General features: G+C 47.0%; 12 protein-coding genes. 5 read left to right on the top strand and 7 right to left on the bottom strand.

What is annotated here, in order from left to right; translation table 11 throughout:
- Positions 1–14 precede the first annotated feature (14 nt).
- From FSB84_RS02500 to FSB84_RS02515, 4 genes are all read right to left on the bottom strand, one after another.
- Positions 15–797 (bottom strand): STN domain-containing protein, encoded by a 783-nt coding sequence (locus tag FSB84_RS02500; protein ID WP_147122017.1) that lies wholly within the window; start codon positions 795–797, stop codon positions 15–17.
- 41 nt (positions 798–838) lie between these two features.
- A complete protein-coding gene (locus FSB84_RS02505) occupies positions 839–2,086 on the bottom strand; it encodes a FecR family protein (RefSeq protein ID WP_130543056.1) in 1,248 nt (415 codons plus the stop codon).
- Positions 2,087–2,117: 31 nt separating this feature from the next.
- Positions 2,118–4,625: a zinc-dependent metalloprotease gene (locus FSB84_RS02510; protein WP_130543055.1), complete on the bottom strand. Its 2,508-nt coding sequence runs from the start codon at positions 4,623–4,625 to the stop codon at positions 2,118–2,120.
- Between the two features lie 78 nt (positions 4,626–4,703).
- The gene (locus tag FSB84_RS02515) at positions 4,704–5,240 is read right to left on the bottom strand and encodes a S41 family peptidase (protein WP_130543054.1); all 537 of its coding nucleotides are present in this window, start codon (positions 5,238–5,240) and stop codon (positions 4,704–4,706) included.
- 201 nt (positions 5,241–5,441) lie between these two features.
- On the opposite strand from FSB84_RS02515, the gene FSB84_RS02520 reads away from it, so the two are divergent.
- From FSB84_RS02520 to FSB84_RS02530, 3 genes are all read left to right on the top strand, one after another.
- Positions 5,442–6,041, top strand: a complete 600-nt coding sequence (locus FSB84_RS02520; protein WP_130543053.1) for an RNA polymerase sigma-70 factor — start codon at positions 5,442–5,444, stop codon at positions 6,039–6,041.
- 151 nt (positions 6,042–6,192) lie between these two features.
- Positions 6,193–9,051, top strand: coding sequence for a TonB-dependent receptor (locus FSB84_RS02525; protein WP_130543052.1), 2,859 nt, complete (start codon positions 6,193–6,195; stop codon positions 9,049–9,051).
- Between the two features lie 26 nt (positions 9,052–9,077).
- Complete coding sequence (locus tag FSB84_RS02530) at positions 9,078–10,133, top strand: phytase (protein ID WP_130543051.1); 1,056 nt, start codon at positions 9,078–9,080, stop codon at positions 10,131–10,133.
- A 64-nt stretch (positions 10,134–10,197) separates the two neighbouring features.
- Here FSB84_RS02530 and FSB84_RS02535 read toward each other — a convergent pair whose 3' ends face one another.
- From FSB84_RS02535 to FSB84_RS02545, 3 genes are all read right to left on the bottom strand, one after another.
- Entirely contained in the window at positions 10,198–10,632 is a 435-nt protein-coding gene (locus FSB84_RS02535) for a hypothetical protein (protein ID WP_130543050.1), read from the bottom strand.
- Positions 10,633–10,672: 40 nt separating this feature from the next.
- A complete protein-coding gene (locus tag FSB84_RS31620; RefSeq protein ID WP_130543241.1) occupies positions 10,673–10,810 on the bottom strand; it encodes a type II toxin-antitoxin system HicA family toxin in 138 nt (45 codons plus the stop codon).
- A gap of 83 nt (positions 10,811–10,893) precedes the next feature.
- On the bottom strand, positions 10,894–12,111 hold the full coding sequence (locus FSB84_RS02545) for a glycoside hydrolase family 88 protein (RefSeq protein ID WP_130543049.1): 1,218 nt from the start codon (positions 12,109–12,111) through the stop codon (positions 10,894–10,896).
- 79 nt (positions 12,112–12,190) lie between these two features.
- Between FSB84_RS02545 and FSB84_RS02550 the strand changes: the two genes are divergently transcribed.
- Both FSB84_RS02550 and FSB84_RS02555 read left to right on the top strand, forming a co-directional pair.
- Positions 12,191–12,805 carry a DUF6252 family protein gene (locus FSB84_RS02550; RefSeq protein ID WP_130543048.1) on the top strand — a complete coding sequence of 205 codons (615 nt, stop codon included), beginning with the start codon at positions 12,191–12,193 and terminating at the stop codon, positions 12,803–12,805.
- Between the two features lie 132 nt (positions 12,806–12,937).
- The gene (locus FSB84_RS02555; protein WP_130543047.1) at positions 12,938–15,847 is read left to right on the top strand and encodes a triple tyrosine motif-containing protein; all 2,910 of its coding nucleotides are present in this window, start codon (positions 12,938–12,940) and stop codon (positions 15,845–15,847) included.
- The last annotated feature ends 68 nt before the right edge of the window (positions 15,848–15,915 follow it).

Here is a 15,915-nt window from a genome sequence, read left to right on the forward strand (position 1 = left end):
GCTGGCTTCGCCACTCAGGGGGTAATAACGATGCCGGGTACACGACCGGTCAGGGCCAGCAATGGGTTTTGTACCGGCACATTCTCGATGTCCTTACCGGAAACAGTAGCGATGGTTCCAGTGGTAAATCTCTTGGTTGTAGTTCCATATGCTTTTACCACTACTTTGTCCAGTTCGTTATCCGCTACCTCCAGGGCAACCACCAGTTCCCTGCTCCTTGCTTTTGCCCTGTAAGTCGTATATCCAACATAGGAGAATATGATCTCTTCACCAGGGATCACTCCTTTGAGAACATAATTGCCTTTCACATCCGTGAGGGTTGAGCGCTTTGATAGGGTAGAGCTGATGGAAACATTTTCCAGTGGTCCTTTTTCCGTAATTACAGCACCTTTGAGGGTGATGGTATCAACAAACGATTCGTTCTTTGGCTGAGCAGGCGCAGCTTTCCTGCGGGTATTCACGCTCACTACTTTTCCAACCAGTTCGTATGTAAGATTGGAATTATCAAATACTTTGTTCAGTGCTGCTTTTAGCTCTTCATTCTTCAACTGTACAGAAACCGCCTGCGATTTTTCCAGGTCTTTGGCATACACGAAATAGTAGCCGGTTTGCTTTTCAATTTCTTTACAGACCTTTTCCAGCGGCATTTTATTGGCTGAAATGGTTACTGTCTGAGCTGCTACCTGTGCACCTGCCTGAATAAGACCCAGCAGTAAAAGAACAGCAGTCATCCTGACCATGCGCCAACGGGCCTTGCGTTGCAGTGTCCCGTTATAGATTTGGTGTGAGCCTTGCATAAGTTGTTTTGGTATTGCGTTGCTGTTATTCAAAAATTTTCTCAATCGGGAGATACTGTGACTGTTTTCCCTTCAAACTTGAAATGGACCCACCCTGTGGATTCCAATACTTTCAATACATCTGATAAATTCATGGTGCGGGGGATCTTACCCACAAATTGTTGTGTGATATTTCCTTCATACACCACTTCCACATCGTACCAGCGTGAAAGCTGGCGCATGATGTTTTGGATATTCACATCCTGTAAATAGAAAATGCCATTCTTCCAGGCCAGCACTTCCTCCAGGTCTGCGCTGGCTGTTGTAAGGCTTAGCTCCTTCAACCTTGCCTGCTGCCCCGGTTGCAGGATCACATGCGCATTTCCGTTATTAACTCTTACTTTTCCATTCACAAGCGTAGCGGCTCTTACAGGTTCGTCAGCATAGGCCTGGATATTGAATCCCGTACCCAATACTTCCACCTGCATGGGCTCTTCCTTACCGCCAACATTCACTTTGAATGGCCTGTTTGCATTCTGTGCTACTTCAAAATATGCTTCACCGCTGAGCTCCACTACCCTTTCCCTGCCTTTGAATGCTACAGGAAAACGGAGGCTGGATGCTGCATTCAGCCATACTTTACTACCATCCGGCAATGTAACCTGGTATTGTCCTCCGCGGGGTGTGATGATCTTGTTATATACCATTGCAGTATCGGCTCCTGTATTCCCCGGATCATAACTGAGCACTCCCTCCTCATTTTTCCGGATATGGGTTTCGCCTTGTTTTGCCAGCTCACCTGAAGCTGTGTCCAGCAAAATAGAGCGCCCGTCTTCCAGTTGCAGGATGGCTTTGTCACTCCCGGGCAGCGCCTCACTGTTGTAATGCGCTGTACGGGAAGTGTCAGTCTGGTCATCACCGGTACGGCTGGTCAGCCAGAATGTTGCAGCAATGCCCACGATCAGGATCCCGATGGCCGCAGCAGCAGCATAGCGGTACCAGGTTTTGCGTACAGGTATTTCCGTTATAATTTCCGGAGTACTTGTTTCATGGCTACCCTGTTGGATCCTGGTCAGCATATCCTTCAATGCAGCGTCCTCGTTGACAGAGTAGAAAGAACGAAGCGCAGATTCAATAGAAGCCTGATCTGTCAGGCTTTGATAGAATTTCCTGTTCTCCTCTGTTTGAGGCAGCAGCCATGCTTCCAGTTGCTGTTCACCTTCGGGTTGAATGGTGCCCTGCAGTTTCTGAAAGAAGAGAGCTGCCAGCTCCTGCATTTTTTGAATGGAATCCTGATCGTGCATTGCCATAGGGTGCGGTATTAGATAAGGTTGATAATAATTATTTTTCGTTTGCTGATTTGGCCAGTTTCAGTTCCAGGTCTACCAGGTGTGCTTTTGTTAAAGCATCACTTGCTTTATTGATTGCCTGCTTTACTATTGGCAACAGGGATTTCAACTCTGCAACAGAAATAGAATAAGAGTCGGTCTCAATATATGGGTTCGGCTCTCCCGGATTTGCTGAGCTGGTGGTATTGGCCAGATTGAACGACAACGCTCCCACATAGGCTTTCTGGATCGCGCGGCGATAGCCATCGATCTTTACGGAAGGCTGTTTCAATTCTTTCCAGACATTGTTGCGCAGCATGGTCAGGTATTGATCAGTTCCCAGGGTCTTTACATTCCCGAAACGTTTTTCATTGTTCACCACATTTTGGATAACTGGTGCATCCAGAAGGGTATTGATCACACGCATTTGTATATCTTCCACAAAATTCGCATAGGGGCCACCGGTACCCATCGTCCTGTCAGTGATCTTGTCTGAGAGCAACCAGGTAGGTGTGGTAAGCACTTCATCCACCAGGAAGTTCATGGCATCTACCTGTTTATCTTTGGCTACAGGCGCCACTACAGGTTTTGCATCATTGTCTGTACGGATGGTAGTGGTAGTTCCTCCCATGAATTTGATCACATGGCCTACATACCTGAAGTACTGGTTGGCTGTTTGATTGTACATCTGCGCAAGGTCCCTGTTGAAACCATCATCGGTTTTTGTCCATTCAGGCAGACCTTCAATTACGCGTTTCAGATTCCTGATCCCATAAGCATTTGCTTTGGCGGGGTTATCGCCGAGGTCTTCAGACTGGCTGCGCGGATCATGACTGCCTGTTTCATAGCTGCCGAAAAGCAGTCGTGAATTGGCATTGAGCTTTTGGGTGGTAAGATCGTAGAGTTCCTTCTTTTCATCACTGGCAGTTTTACCGGTGTACTTGTATCCCCATTCGATAGCCCAGTCATCATACTCGCCGATCCTTGGGAAGAGCAGTTCCTGCGGGATATTGTCTTCAGGTTGCGCTACATAGTTGAATCGTGCATAGTCCATGATACTGGCGGTATGGCCATGTTGTTTCAGGTAATTGATATCACGGAGACTTTCAACAGGTGTCTGGCTGCTGCTGATATGGTTATGCCTTAGGCCCAGTGTGTGGCCTACTTCATGGCTGGATACAAAGCGGATCAGTTGTCCCATCAGCTCTTCATCGAATTGCATCTTACGCGCTTCAGGATCATTGGGAGCTGCCTGTACCATGTACCAGTCGTGCACCAGGCTCATCACGTTATGATACCAGCCAATATGGCTTTGAATGATTTCGCCACTGCGTGGATCATTCACGTTAGGACCATAAGCATTGGGAATTTCAGAAGGGAAATAACGGATAAAGGAATAACGTGCATCGTCCATATCCATAGTAGTATCATTCTCCGGCCATTCTTTTCCTACGATGGCGTTTTTGAATCCAGCTTTCTCGAAAGCTTTGGACCAATCATTCACACCGAGGATCAGGTATTTTCTCCATTGTTTGGGAGTATTGGGATCGATGTAGAACACGATGGGTTTTGCCGGTTCTACCAGTTGTCCGCTTTTGTAGCGGGCCATGTCTTCAGATTTCGGCTCCAGTCTCCATCTTACAATGAAGCGTTGTGTTTCCGATTTTTGTTGTTTATCTCCGAACACATAAGAGTAGTTGGCAAAATATCCGATGCGCGGGTCCATGATGCGACGCTGCATAGGTACTTTGGGAAGCGCAATGAAGCTGGTCTTCATTTCAAGAGTGGCCGGCGCCTGATCGGGCCTTCCTGTGGCCTTGTCTTCCTTGAGCAGAGTATTGTGACTTGAAAGCAGTTCCACGTTCATGGGAAACACTTTGATCTGCATCAGTTCCTGGTCCCTGCGAATATCCAGCAGGTTTGAATTAACGCCCTTCGCAACTTTCTGAACAAAGCTTTGTCCGTCTTTCAGGAATTTGCTCATATCAATCACATAACTGGCGGAGTCTTTGCCATAAGCCTTGATGGGAAATGTACCAGCCACCGGATCAAGATTGGATAGCTTAACAGCTTTTGCGATCACCTGGTTGCTGTCTGCATCGGCGATTACCTGCCTGAAGCGGATCCTGATATTATCGTTTTGTGCTTTTTCAAAATAAATGGTGTTCTCTTCCAGTTCTTCGCCGGCATAGAGATTGATGCCTCCAGGTCCACGGTTCACCCGGTTGATCACCATAATATCTCTTCCCATTAGTGTATCGCCTATCTCAAAGAAAACACTGTCGAGTTCTTTGGAACTGTATACATTGAAGAGACCTTTTTGTACTGGGAGATTTTTTACTACCTGGTCTAATGGTTTCACGCCATTCTTGGAAGGAGGCACTGCCGGTGGTTTGGGAGCAACAACGGTAGCGGATGCTGGAGCATTTTTCTTGCTGACTGCTGCGTCTTTGGTTCCACCTTTGAACCAGGCGCAGGAACCTGCCAGCACACAGAGCGGCAGATAAAAATATTTCTTCATGATGCTTTCTCTAACAGTTTTGTACGGTTAATTTTTTTCAGTCTGGCCGGAGCCTTACCGGATCCGATGATCAATAGATCAAAAACAGCTATTGTTGTTAGCTTTCTTTTTAGCGCTGATGCTGAATCCGGAGATCTGTTGCGCGCTGTTCAGAAAGGTTTCAGCCCTTGAAGCAGAACGATTGTCCCACAGCAATACAACAGGCACTGTGTTGCCAGCAAACTCAACAGAATAATCCTGGCGGTTCCCATTGATCGCATTACTGCGCAGATCGATGATGAAACCCTTGCCATTACTCTGTTTGGCCCATTGGCTCAAAAAAGACAAGGCTAACGGTTTGTAGTTGTTTACCAGGCTGAGCGCCAGAGAATCATAATTCGGGTCAGGTAAAGAAAGGGAGTAGTAGGAACTGGCCCCTCCATCAGTTGACAAATCTACTGAACCTGTTGCAAATGGCAGCCCTGATTTGGCATCAGGAGTGGCCAGGGAAAACAACGGAATATCCGCAGCCTGACCATTGTCTGTGAACATAGGGAACTTTTTTCGTTCCGGTGGCGCCGCCGGGCCTCCACCACAGGATGCCAGCGTTCCTGCAAGTATAAACACTGCAGCCATTTTCCGGAATTGAGCAGTACTTCTAAAAAGCATAACTAATCTGGGTTATGGGATGATGAATGAACCTAGAACACCCTCCCTCAATAATTGAACTAGTCCATTTCAAATTATTTTTTTGTAACCATTCACCCTGCCTGTTTTATGTTGAATTCCCTAACTTAGCCAGCATCATTGCAGGTTCCTGCCTGCACGCCAGAGCTAATGACAGACATCAATGATTTTGACGACAACCTCATTCCTGCATTCCGGCAAGGAGATCAGCAGGCCTTTACTGTATTCTTCAGACAGTATTACAGGCCTCTCTGTTTTTTTGCCGAACAACTGTTAGGATCCATGAGTGATGCCGAAGACATCGTGAAAGACAGTTATCTCAAACTCTGGAACAAACGCACAGCCTTCGATCAGCCGCAAAGCATCAAAAGCTTTCTCTACACAGCAACCCGGAATGCTTCGCTTAACCATCTCCGTCACCAGAAGGTGAAAAACAATTTTCAGAAAGAGATGCATTACCTCGATGATCAGAAAGGAGATGAACTTGTATTGCAACAAATGATCCGCTCCGAACTGATGCGCTCCATTTACCAGGAGATCGAAAAACTGCCGGAGAAAAGGCAGCAGGTTTTCAGAATGATCTATTTTGATGGTTTGAAAAATGAAGAGATCGCCGAAAAGCTCGGCATCTCCGTTTTTACTGTGAAAGAACATAAAGCGAAAGCCCTCGCTCAACTGCGGATGAAATTCTCGGACGAACAACTGATGGTCTTCTTCATCATCTGCGGAGCTGCTGCCTTCAATATTTAGGAACTCCTTCATTATCAAAGCTTCTTCATTTCTCTTCATATTCCCCTAACAATTACTTCAACATTGCATAACATGCCGGAATGGGCCCCTGCACTGCGCTTCAAATACCTTCGCGCCGGGAAATATCCCATACTCACCAACAATTCAGTTTATGAAAAAATTGTACGCAGTACTGGTAGCTACCTTGCTGACCAGCATCGCTATGGCTCAATCTGCCATCATCAAGATCAAAGTGACAGATGAGCAACGCCTCCTCCTGCCCGGCGCCAGTATCCAGCTGGATGAAAAAGGCGCCCGCGCAGTTTCCGGCAATGATGGAATTGCCACCCTCATGAATGTGCCCAACGGAAAACATACCATTACGGTTACCTATATCGGTTATCAAACCCTCAAACTCGATTTCGAAAATGGCGGCAAGCCGGTAGAGCTCACTGCCAAACTACAATCCGGTTCCAACTCACTGCAATCCATACTCGTAATGGGTGATCGCATGAAAGGCCAGGCCAAGGCCCTGAACCAGCAAAAGAATTCAGATAATATCACCAATATCATCAGCGCTGATCAGATCGGTCGCTTTCCTGATGCCAATATTGGAGATGCCATCAAGCGCGTTCCGGGTATCACCATGCAGAACGACCAGGGCGAAGCGCGCAATATTGTAGTTCGCGGTATGGGCCCGGAGTTCAACTCCGTTACCTTCAACGGTGAACGCATCCCCTCTGCAGAAGGCGATAACCGCCGTATCCAGATGGACCTGATCCCTACAGATATGGTACAAACGGTTGAAGTGAACAAAACACTCACTGCAGACATGGATGCAGACGCTATCGGCGGCTCCGTGAACCTGGTTACCCGTTCCACACCCGGCGCCTTCCGCCTCTCCGGCACACTGGCCGGAGGTTTCAGTCCGATCCGCGACAATGGCTGGAACGGAACAGCCAGCGTTGTTATCGGAACCCGTGTACTAAAAGATAAACTGGGCATGATTTTCAGCGGTTCCTACAATCGTAATAAATTCGGCTCGGACAACGTGGAAGCCGTATGGAGCAAAGACGCAAACGGTAAAGTATTTGTGAACGACCATGACGTAAGGGTGTACGATGAACTGCGCATCCGTCGCAGCGCCGCCGCCACCTTCGATTACAAGATCAATGCACTGCATACCCTCACGCTCACCGGTAGCTATAACTGGCGCGATGACAAGGAAAGCCGCTTCCGCCTCCGTCACCGTTTCCGCGGTAAACTGGATGATATCAAACCCGGCGAACTGATCTATGATGATAATGGAGAGATCACCGGCTTCAACAACGGCGAAGTACTCCGCCAGACAAAAGGCGGAGCCGATAACAACCGCAGCGAGAACCGCCGCCTGGAAGATCAACGTGTACGCTCACTCGCTCTCAAGGGAGATCATATCTTTGGAAGGCTTCGCGCCAACTGGAGCGCACAATACGCGAAAGCTTCAGAGAAAAGGCCCAATGAAAGATATATCGCCATGCGCCGCAGGAATATCACCGTGGACCAATCCATCACTGATGCCAAATTCCCCGTCCTTTCCGATAACACACCACTCTCCGGATACGATAAACTGGATGAATTGACAGAACAATTCCAGGACCAGTTCGAAGAAGACTTCAACGGAAAGCTCAATCTCGAATACCCTGTAAGCATCATCCCCCAGCAAAAAGGCTGGCTGAAACTTGGTGGTCGTATCAGGAGCAAGACCAAAGAACGCAACAATACTTTCTTTGAATACGAGCCCGTAGATTTCGCAGACAATATTTCCGAACTGCCATTGGTAGATAAGACCAACAGCAGCTTCTATCCCGGCAGTAAATACAAAGCAGGTCAGTTCATCGATCCAAAATACCTTGGTGGACTCAACTTCAAAGACCCTGCACAATTTGAAGAGACTGACGCCATCGCCGAATATCTTTCCGGCAACTACAAAGCAAAGGAACTGATCACCGCCGGCTTCCTGATGCTGAAGCAGGATATCACCGAGAAATTCTCCGTGAACCTCGGCATTCGCGTGGAGCATACCAATATCGACTACACCGGTAATATCATCGAAGATGAAGACGTGTTCAAAGGACAGGCACCCGAGAAAAATAGTTACACAGACGTTCTTCCCAATATCAACCTCAAATACCGCTTCAGCAATTACTTTGTGATGAAAGCGGCCTGGACCAATACCCTGGCCCGTCCCAAATATTTCGACCTGGTTCCTTATTTCAACGTGAAACCAGGCGACAATGAGATCGAAGCCGGTAACCCAACACTGGAGCCCGTGAAATCTTCCAATCTCGACCTGATGGCCGAGTACTATTTCAAAACAGTAGGTATCGTATCAGCAGGCGTATTCTACAAGAAGCTGGATGGTTTCTTCTACACCTATATCGATAATAATTTCACTTCCGAAAAATTCGCCAGGGCATATCCCGATCTCACCAATCCAATCGCTCCTGGTGACAACTACACTTTCATTCAACGTCGCAATGGTGATGGCGCTGATGTGTACGGATTTGAAGTGGCGGTTCAGCGTCAACTCGATTTCCTGCCAGGCTTCTGGAAAGGTTTTGGAGTATATTTCAACTATACTTACACGCATTCCAAAGCCAAAAGCATTTATGATGCAGAGGGAACACTCGTGCGCAACAATGTGAAATTGCCAGGTGCAGCTCCCAATATCTTCAATGCATCTCTGAGCTACGAAACAAAACGTTTCTCTGCCAGGCTCTCCGCCAACTATACCTCTTCGTATGTTGATGATAGTGATGACGCGGGTTACAATGCAGATAGCTTCTACGACAGGTTCTACGATAAACAATTCTTCCTCGATGCCAACGCTTCTTATGCCATCACACCAAAATGGAGGATCTTTGCAGAGGCCAACAACCTCACCAACCAACCCCTCCGTTATTATCAGGGCGAAAAGAACAGGACCGCACAAGTTGAATACTATGGATCTAAATTCAACCTGGGCGTGAAATTTGACCTCGTAAAGTAAATTACACTGATCGTTAAAACATGTTGATGAAGCATATATTATTATCCCTGTTCACCATCTCCCTGCTGAGCTGCAGCCAGCAAAAGAAGATCGCAGCACTGGATCCCAATGCGCTCAAACCAGCGGTGGTAACAGAAAAAGTACCCTTCGATACGGATGATCCGGCCATCTGGGTCCATCCAACCGACAAATCACAAAGCCTCGTCATAGGCACCGATAAAGAAACAGGCGGCGGCCTCTATGCATTCGACCTGAACGGAAAGATCGTTCGCAAAGTGGTTGGACTGCAACGCCCCAACAATGTGGACATCGCTTATGGTGTGATGCTGGGCGGCCAAAAGAAAGACCTCGCCATCGTAACGGAACGCGAAACCAACAAGCTTCGGTTCTTCTCTCTCCCGGATATGCAGGAATTGGGAACAGGACTGGAAGTATTCGAAGGCGAAACCGCACGCAAGCCCATGGGCATTGCCGTATACACCAGGCCATCTGACAATGCCAGCTTTGTTGTGGTAGGAAGAAAGACAGGCCCTTCAGGTTCCTACCTCTGGCAGTACCGGATCCTGGATGATAAAGGACAACCCGCCATGCAGCTCGTTCGTAAGTTCGGTGAATACAGCGGCAAGAAAGAGATTGAATCCATCGCCGTGGATAATGAGAACGGTTATATTTATTACTCCGATGAGCAGGCTGGCATTCATAAATATCATGCTGATCCGGCCAAAGGCAATGAAGAACTGGCCTTCTTCGGTCAAAAGGATTTTAAAGAAGACATCGAAGGGATCTCCTTCTACAAATTCCCCGATGGCACTGGTTACATTGTGGTTTCCGATCAACAGGCCAATCGCTTCAATTTCTATCCGAGAGAAGGAAGCAAGACTAACCCGAATGAACATACGCTTATTGCCGGTCTTCCTTTCTCCACACAGGAAAGCGATGGCAGCGAAACAACATCCGTGAGCCTTCCCGGATTTTCCGGAGGATTGTTTGTAGCGATGAGTACAGACAGAACTTTTCAATATTATCGTTGGGCGGATATAGCCAAGGCCGCAGGGCTCAGGGTACTGAACGCCGCTGAATAATTTATTTCGAGAAAAATGGAACATGCCGCTCGCGTAAAAGTGAGCGGCTTGTTTGTTTATAAGATCAGGCAACATAAATAGTATGCGCCAGTAAGTCTGAAGCAATCTTTTGGATCGCTATGCGCAGTTTGTTCGCCTGTTCATTGGAAGGATATTTCACGCCGCTTGCATATTGCCTTACCAGGCCCGGATTCAATCCGGCAAATTTTGCAACTGAAGTGATATTGAGATAATCATGCTCCTGGAAATATGCCTGCAGATCATAACTGAACTCAAAGTCGAGTTTGCTGACATCGATCTTATTCCAGAATTTATCATTCTTACCTTTATGTTTGACATAATCCGTGATCAACTTTTTGAGGTTATCGATCACTTCCCAGGTATTGTTACCGTAAGGTGTAGGCGTGAAGTTTCCACGGTTCCCGATCCTTCCCCACAAAATACCATCATGCCTTTCAATAACAATATCCAGTTTTAATGAATTCGATTTTGATTTCATAATGGACCATTTTAAAAGAAACGAATTGTTTTCGCTCAGCTCACTTCTTCAACTTCCTCAATAAGGAAAAAGCTAGTCTGGTGCCTACCTCCTTACTTCCGTGAAACGGAACTGCCACTATTTCTCCGGAATTGGGGTTCTTGAAAATCTTATGACTACCAGACTGTCTGATTTCTATCTAACCCCAGAATAAAAGTAGCAATTAAGCTACCAAATAAAAAGTAACCAAATTGCTACCTATTGCAAAATTCTTATTTTACTTTATTTTCTTCCTGCCATTTCTTTATACCTCTTCAATGCTTCCACATAATAATAATCCGCATAACTGATCCCTACATTGATCTCAGACTTCGCGGGCAAATGGCCCACACTATGCATCAAAATAAAACCTCCATTGGTTCCGGGCGCTGCTTTATACACAGGCGCAGATAATGATTTCAAGATCCTTTCCGCAGCCGCGTAATATTTTTTTGCAGCCGCATCATCTGCATAGGTGCAAAGCTCCAGCAAAGCTGCCGCCATCACAGCTCCTGCAGATGCATCCCGCGGGGCATTTGGAATATCAGGCGCATTGTAATCCCAGTAAGGGACCATATCTGCGGGAAGGTTCGGATGATCAAGCATAAAGGCAGCGATCTTTTCCGCCATCTGCAGGTAACGTAGATCTTTCGTTTCGCGATAGGTCATGGTATAACCATATAACCCCCATGCCTGACCGCGTGCCCAGGCCGACTCATCAGCATATCCCTGGGCAGTTCTCCGCTGTATCACTTCTCCGGTATGCTTATTGTAATTCACAACATGATAAGAGCTGTTATCATTCCTGAAATGATGTTGCATGGTGGTATTGGCATGCGTTACGGCAATCTTGTAGAAAGAGGAATCGCCGGTAACCTTTGTGGCATAGAACAGCAATTCCAGGTTCATCATATTATCAATGATCACCAGGAACTCCGAAGAATCAGGAGAGTTCCAGGATTTGATACAACCAACAGCAGGATTGAACCGGGTACTGAGTGATGCTGCGCTTTTCACCAGCACATCCTTTGTACTGTCAGCCGGTTGCAGCCTTTGCAGGTTGCCGAAACTGCAGTACATCATAAAGCCGAGGTCGTGTGTGCCGGTATTGAACTGTTGGGATTTCAGTAAACCCAGTATGCGCTGCGATTCATTCCAGAGCTGCTTGTCTTTCGTCTGTTCCCAGAGATAGAGCAAAGTGCCGGGATAGAATCCGCTGCACCACCAACCCGGTCCGCTCGCTTCAAATTTCTTTGCAGCAGGATCGTAATTGCGGGGGAACTTTCCTGCGGGTAGCTCCTTCATCATCACTTTGTATTGGGAACCGGCATTGATGAACTCTCCACCGATCTGCTTCAAAAACTTTTTATCAGCAGAAAATCTTGTTTGAGCGGAGGATTGGAAAGCAAGCAGGGAAATCATGCCTGAGGCAAGAAGCAGGCGGTAAAATGAAGATCTCATGTAAATTGAATTATAGTATTGAAAGATAATTTTTTCTTTTTTAAATATCTTTACCTCTCAAATAAAAACTTATTCAGCTATGCATATTATGAAAGCGGCAAAAGGCTTACTACCAGCGGTGTTCATCACTATGATGATGGCATGTAACGACAATGCAAACTCTAAAGAACAGACGAAAAACGCAGACAGTCTTACATCAACAGCAACAATTAACACCCCTACAGATAGCAGCAATACCAGCACTACTGCTGCATCTCCTGCCCCTACAGCCGACTGTATGATCAAGGCTACGCTTGGCGCACGCGAATGGAAAGCATCGGGTGTAACAGTGAACCGGGTGAACGAACATTTGACCATCAGTCATGACGGCGACTATACCGATTCTACCGATATTCACAATATGCAGATCATCATCAATAATTATAATGGTCCGGGCACCTATACTTTTGATGGCAGCGGCAATGTCACATTCTCTTTCGGATTCACTCAAACAGACAATTACCTCACATCGTCGCAGAGCAGCACAGGCTCCATTATTGTTACGGAACATTCCAAGACCAGCTTCAAAGCCACTTTCAGTTTCAAAGCCAGCAATACTGATGGCGATGGGAAAACAATAGAAGTGATCAATGGAGAAGTCAGCGCCAAAGACGGCGGCAATTGCCGCGTGCAGGAATATGTGAATCCGTCATAAGCGTACGCAGATAAAAAATTAAAGGCCCCGGTAATTGCCGGGGCTTTTGCGTAAGTAGTGATTTTATCCTAAATTCATTCTCCAACTAACAGGCATCCAGGTTTCGTTCACTGAGAAAAATGTATCATTGCGATGAAGACGCTGCTGTGTGCTCTCTTTTGCTTGCTGCTGACCAGTCTCCAGGGTCAGAATCAGATCGGATTACCCCAGATCGTCAATTACCATAGTTATGATTATAAAGCTGGTGTACAGAACTGGGCTATTGGCCAGGATGTGAACGGCATGCTGTATTTCGGCAACAGTGAAGGACTGCTTTGTTTCGATGGAAAATTCTGGAAACGGTACAAACTGCCCAATCAAACAGTGATCCGCTCCTTAAAGATCGATGCCTCGGGCCGCATCTTTATCGGAGGCCAGGCAGAGATCGGTTATTTCTTTCCCGATGCCTCCGGCAAACTCAGGTATACCAGTCTGAATGCATTGCTTCCCGAAGAAGAAAGAAGGTTCGCAGATATCTGGAACCTGGTAGTGGTGGGAGACCAGGTGTTCTTCCGGTCCCGAGCCAAGATCATCCAGTACAAAGATGGATTGATGAATGTGTTCAAACCCGGCACCACATGGGATTTCATGGGAGAGGCCGGCAACCGCGTATACGCGCAGGAAGGCGGCAAAGGCATATTGATGTACGATAATGGCGTATGGCGCCCCGTATGCAATCACCCCGTGCTGGACCAAACACCCATCACGTCCATGATGGAATATGGCAAGGACACGATCCTGGTAGCCACTATGCGCAATGGTCTCTTTCTCCTTTATGATAATACACTCGTCCCCAAAAAAACAATGGCGGATGATGTGTTCCGCAATGATCGTCTCTACTGCACAGCCATAGTGAACAGTAACTGGTTCGCCTTCGGCACCAACTCTGCCGGCGTGGTGATCCTCAACAAAGAAGGCGAACATATCCAGACCTATTCCTATCGCGAAGGCCTGCAGAAGAACAATGTTCGCAGCCTGATGCTGGACCGGAACCGGAATCTGTGGATCGGCCTGGATGATGGCATCGATCAGTTATCCATCAACAGCGCCGTCAAATTCATCTATCCTGATAAAACCAAACAGGTAACGGGTTACGCAACACGTTTCTATCAGAACAAGCTCTACATCGGAACCTCAAACGGACTTTATGCCGCTCCCGTGAATCCGGGCATCAGCGATTTCAGCCAGGCAGCAGGTTCTTTCACAGAAGTGCAGAACACCACCGGACAGGTCTGGAACCTGGATGAGATCAATGATCATCTTTTTATCGGCCATGAAGATGGTGGCATGATCGTGAAGAACAACAGCGCGCAAAAAATTTACAAGACTGCAGGATCTTGGCTCTTCAAACCCACTTCTCCCGTTTATCCTACATCGAATATCATTGCTGGAACATACACCGGACTAAGACTGATCAGTTTCGTGAATGATCAGTTCAAGGATCGTGGCAATATCCAGGGACTGATGGAATCCCTTCGCTTCATGTCTTTCGACAACAATACCCGCACCCTCTGGGCATCGCACCCCAACAGAGGCATCTTCAGGATACTGCTCTCGCCTGACTTCGCCAGCATTGCGCAAATGAAACTCTACGGAAGCAGGGACGGCTTGCCGGATGATAACGGTAATTATATTTTTCGTGTGAAGAACCGCGTGGTATGCACATCAGTGGATGGCATCTACGAATTCGATCCGGCAAGGAACAGATTTCAGGTATCACCCAATCTGAATGCCATCCTGAAAGGAATGAACATCCAGTACCTGCATGAAGACAGTAAAGGCAACCTCTGGTTCATCTCCAATAAACGACTGGGCATCGTGGATTTTCATAAGCCCGCCAATGGCTGGAATTACAGCATTCAATATTTCCCCGAGCTGGATGGTCTGGTTCTGGCAGGCTATGAATCCATCTACCCGCTGAATGAAGAGAATATTTTCATCGCAGCCAACAAAGGCATTATACACCTTAATTATAAGAAGTACTGCGAGCAGCAGAACAAACCCGATATATTACTCAGCCAGGTAAAAGCAGAAGGGAAAAGAGATAGCATCCTCTTTGGCGGTCATGCCCTGGAAGGCGGAACAGTAGTACCTTTCAAGGCCAATTCCGTACAATCACTACCCGCCCATCTCAACTCCCTGCACTTCGAATATTCCAGTACGCTCTTCGAACAACTCCGCAACATCGAGTTCTCTTATATCCTCCGCGGCTTCGATAAAGAATGGAGCCACTGGAGCAGCCGCAGCGAAAAAGATTATACCAACCTTCCTCCAGGCAGTTACACCTTCTCTGTGAAAGCGCGCAACAACCGGCGGAACGAATCGGGTATCGTCAATTATAATTTTAAAGTGAATCGGGCCTGGTACAACAGTTACTGGATCTTCACTCTTTACATATTGATAGCGCTCAGCACTGTGTACCAAATGCTGCGCTGGCAGCAAAGAAAACACCGGAAAGAACGCGAACACCAGCGATACCTGCATCAACTGGAACTGGACCGCAATGAAAAAGAAATTGTGGAACTGAAGAACCAGAAGCTGGAAACCGATCTCAATTTCAAGAACAGGGAACTGCTCACCATGACCATCAACCTGGTGCAGCGCGGCGAAGTACTTAAAAAGATCAGGGAGATCATTTCCTCACTCATCAAAAAAGAATCTCCTTCCGACAATGCGGCTTCCCACAAGAATCTTCTTCGGTTAATACGTGAAGTGGAAAAGAGCAATGAAGACTGGGACAAGTTTGCCATCCATTTCAATAGTGTGAACATGGACTTCTTCAATACGCTTAAAGCGATGTATCCCATCCTCACACCCAACGAGCTCAAGCTTTGCGCATATCTGCGCATGAATCTCAGCTCAAAGGAAATTGCGCAGCTTCTCAATATCACTGCCAAAGGTGTGGAGGTTGCCAGGTATCGCCTGAGAAGGAAATTAGGTCTTCAGCCTGATGTGAACCTGGCAGATTTCCTTGCCGGCCTTTCATCTTCCAAATCCATCTAAGTTTTTACCAATCAGCAAATTGATTACTGATTGTAGGGGCATTGTAGTGTCCAAACAAAGTAGTATTC

It is taken from the genome of Pseudobacter ginsenosidimutans, assembly GCF_007970185.1.
Classification (GTDB): Bacteria; Bacteroidota; Bacteroidia; order Chitinophagales; family Chitinophagaceae; genus Pseudobacter; species Pseudobacter ginsenosidimutans.

Excerpts from the sequence above, each read along its gene's own strand:
- FSB84_RS02525 (WP_130543052.1), top strand. The coding sequence starts at position 6,193 with ATGAAAAAATTGTACGCAGTACTGGTAGCTACCTTGCTGACCAGCATC.
- FSB84_RS02500 (WP_147122017.1), bottom strand. The coding sequence starts at position 797 with ATGCAAGGCTCACACCAAATCTATAACGGGACACTGCAACGCAAGGCC.
- FSB84_RS02530 (WP_130543051.1), top strand. The coding sequence starts at position 9,078 with ATGAAGCATATATTATTATCCCTGTTCACCATCTCCCTGCTGAGCTGC.
- FSB84_RS02505 (WP_130543056.1), bottom strand. The coding sequence starts at position 2,086 with ATGGCAATGCACGATCAGGATTCCATTCAAAAAATGCAGGAGCTGGCA.
- FSB84_RS02535 (WP_130543050.1), bottom strand. The coding sequence starts at position 10,632 with ATGAAATCAAAATCGAATTCATTAAAACTGGATATTGTTATTGAAAGG.
- FSB84_RS02545 (WP_130543049.1), bottom strand. The coding sequence starts at position 12,111 with ATGAGATCTTCATTTTACCGCCTGCTTCTTGCCTCAGGCATGATTTCC.
- FSB84_RS02515 (WP_130543054.1), bottom strand. The coding sequence starts at position 5,240 with ATGGCTGCAGTGTTTATACTTGCAGGAACGCTGGCATCCTGTGGTGGA.
- FSB84_RS02555 (WP_130543047.1), top strand. The coding sequence starts at position 12,938 with ATGAAGACGCTGCTGTGTGCTCTCTTTTGCTTGCTGCTGACCAGTCTC.
- FSB84_RS02520 (WP_130543053.1), top strand. The coding sequence starts at position 5,442 with ATGACAGACATCAATGATTTTGACGACAACCTCATTCCTGCATTCCGG.
- FSB84_RS02550 (WP_130543048.1), top strand. The coding sequence starts at position 12,191 with ATGCATATTATGAAAGCGGCAAAAGGCTTACTACCAGCGGTGTTCATC.
- FSB84_RS02510 (WP_130543055.1), bottom strand. The coding sequence starts at position 4,625 with ATGAAGAAATATTTTTATCTGCCGCTCTGTGTGCTGGCAGGTTCCTGC.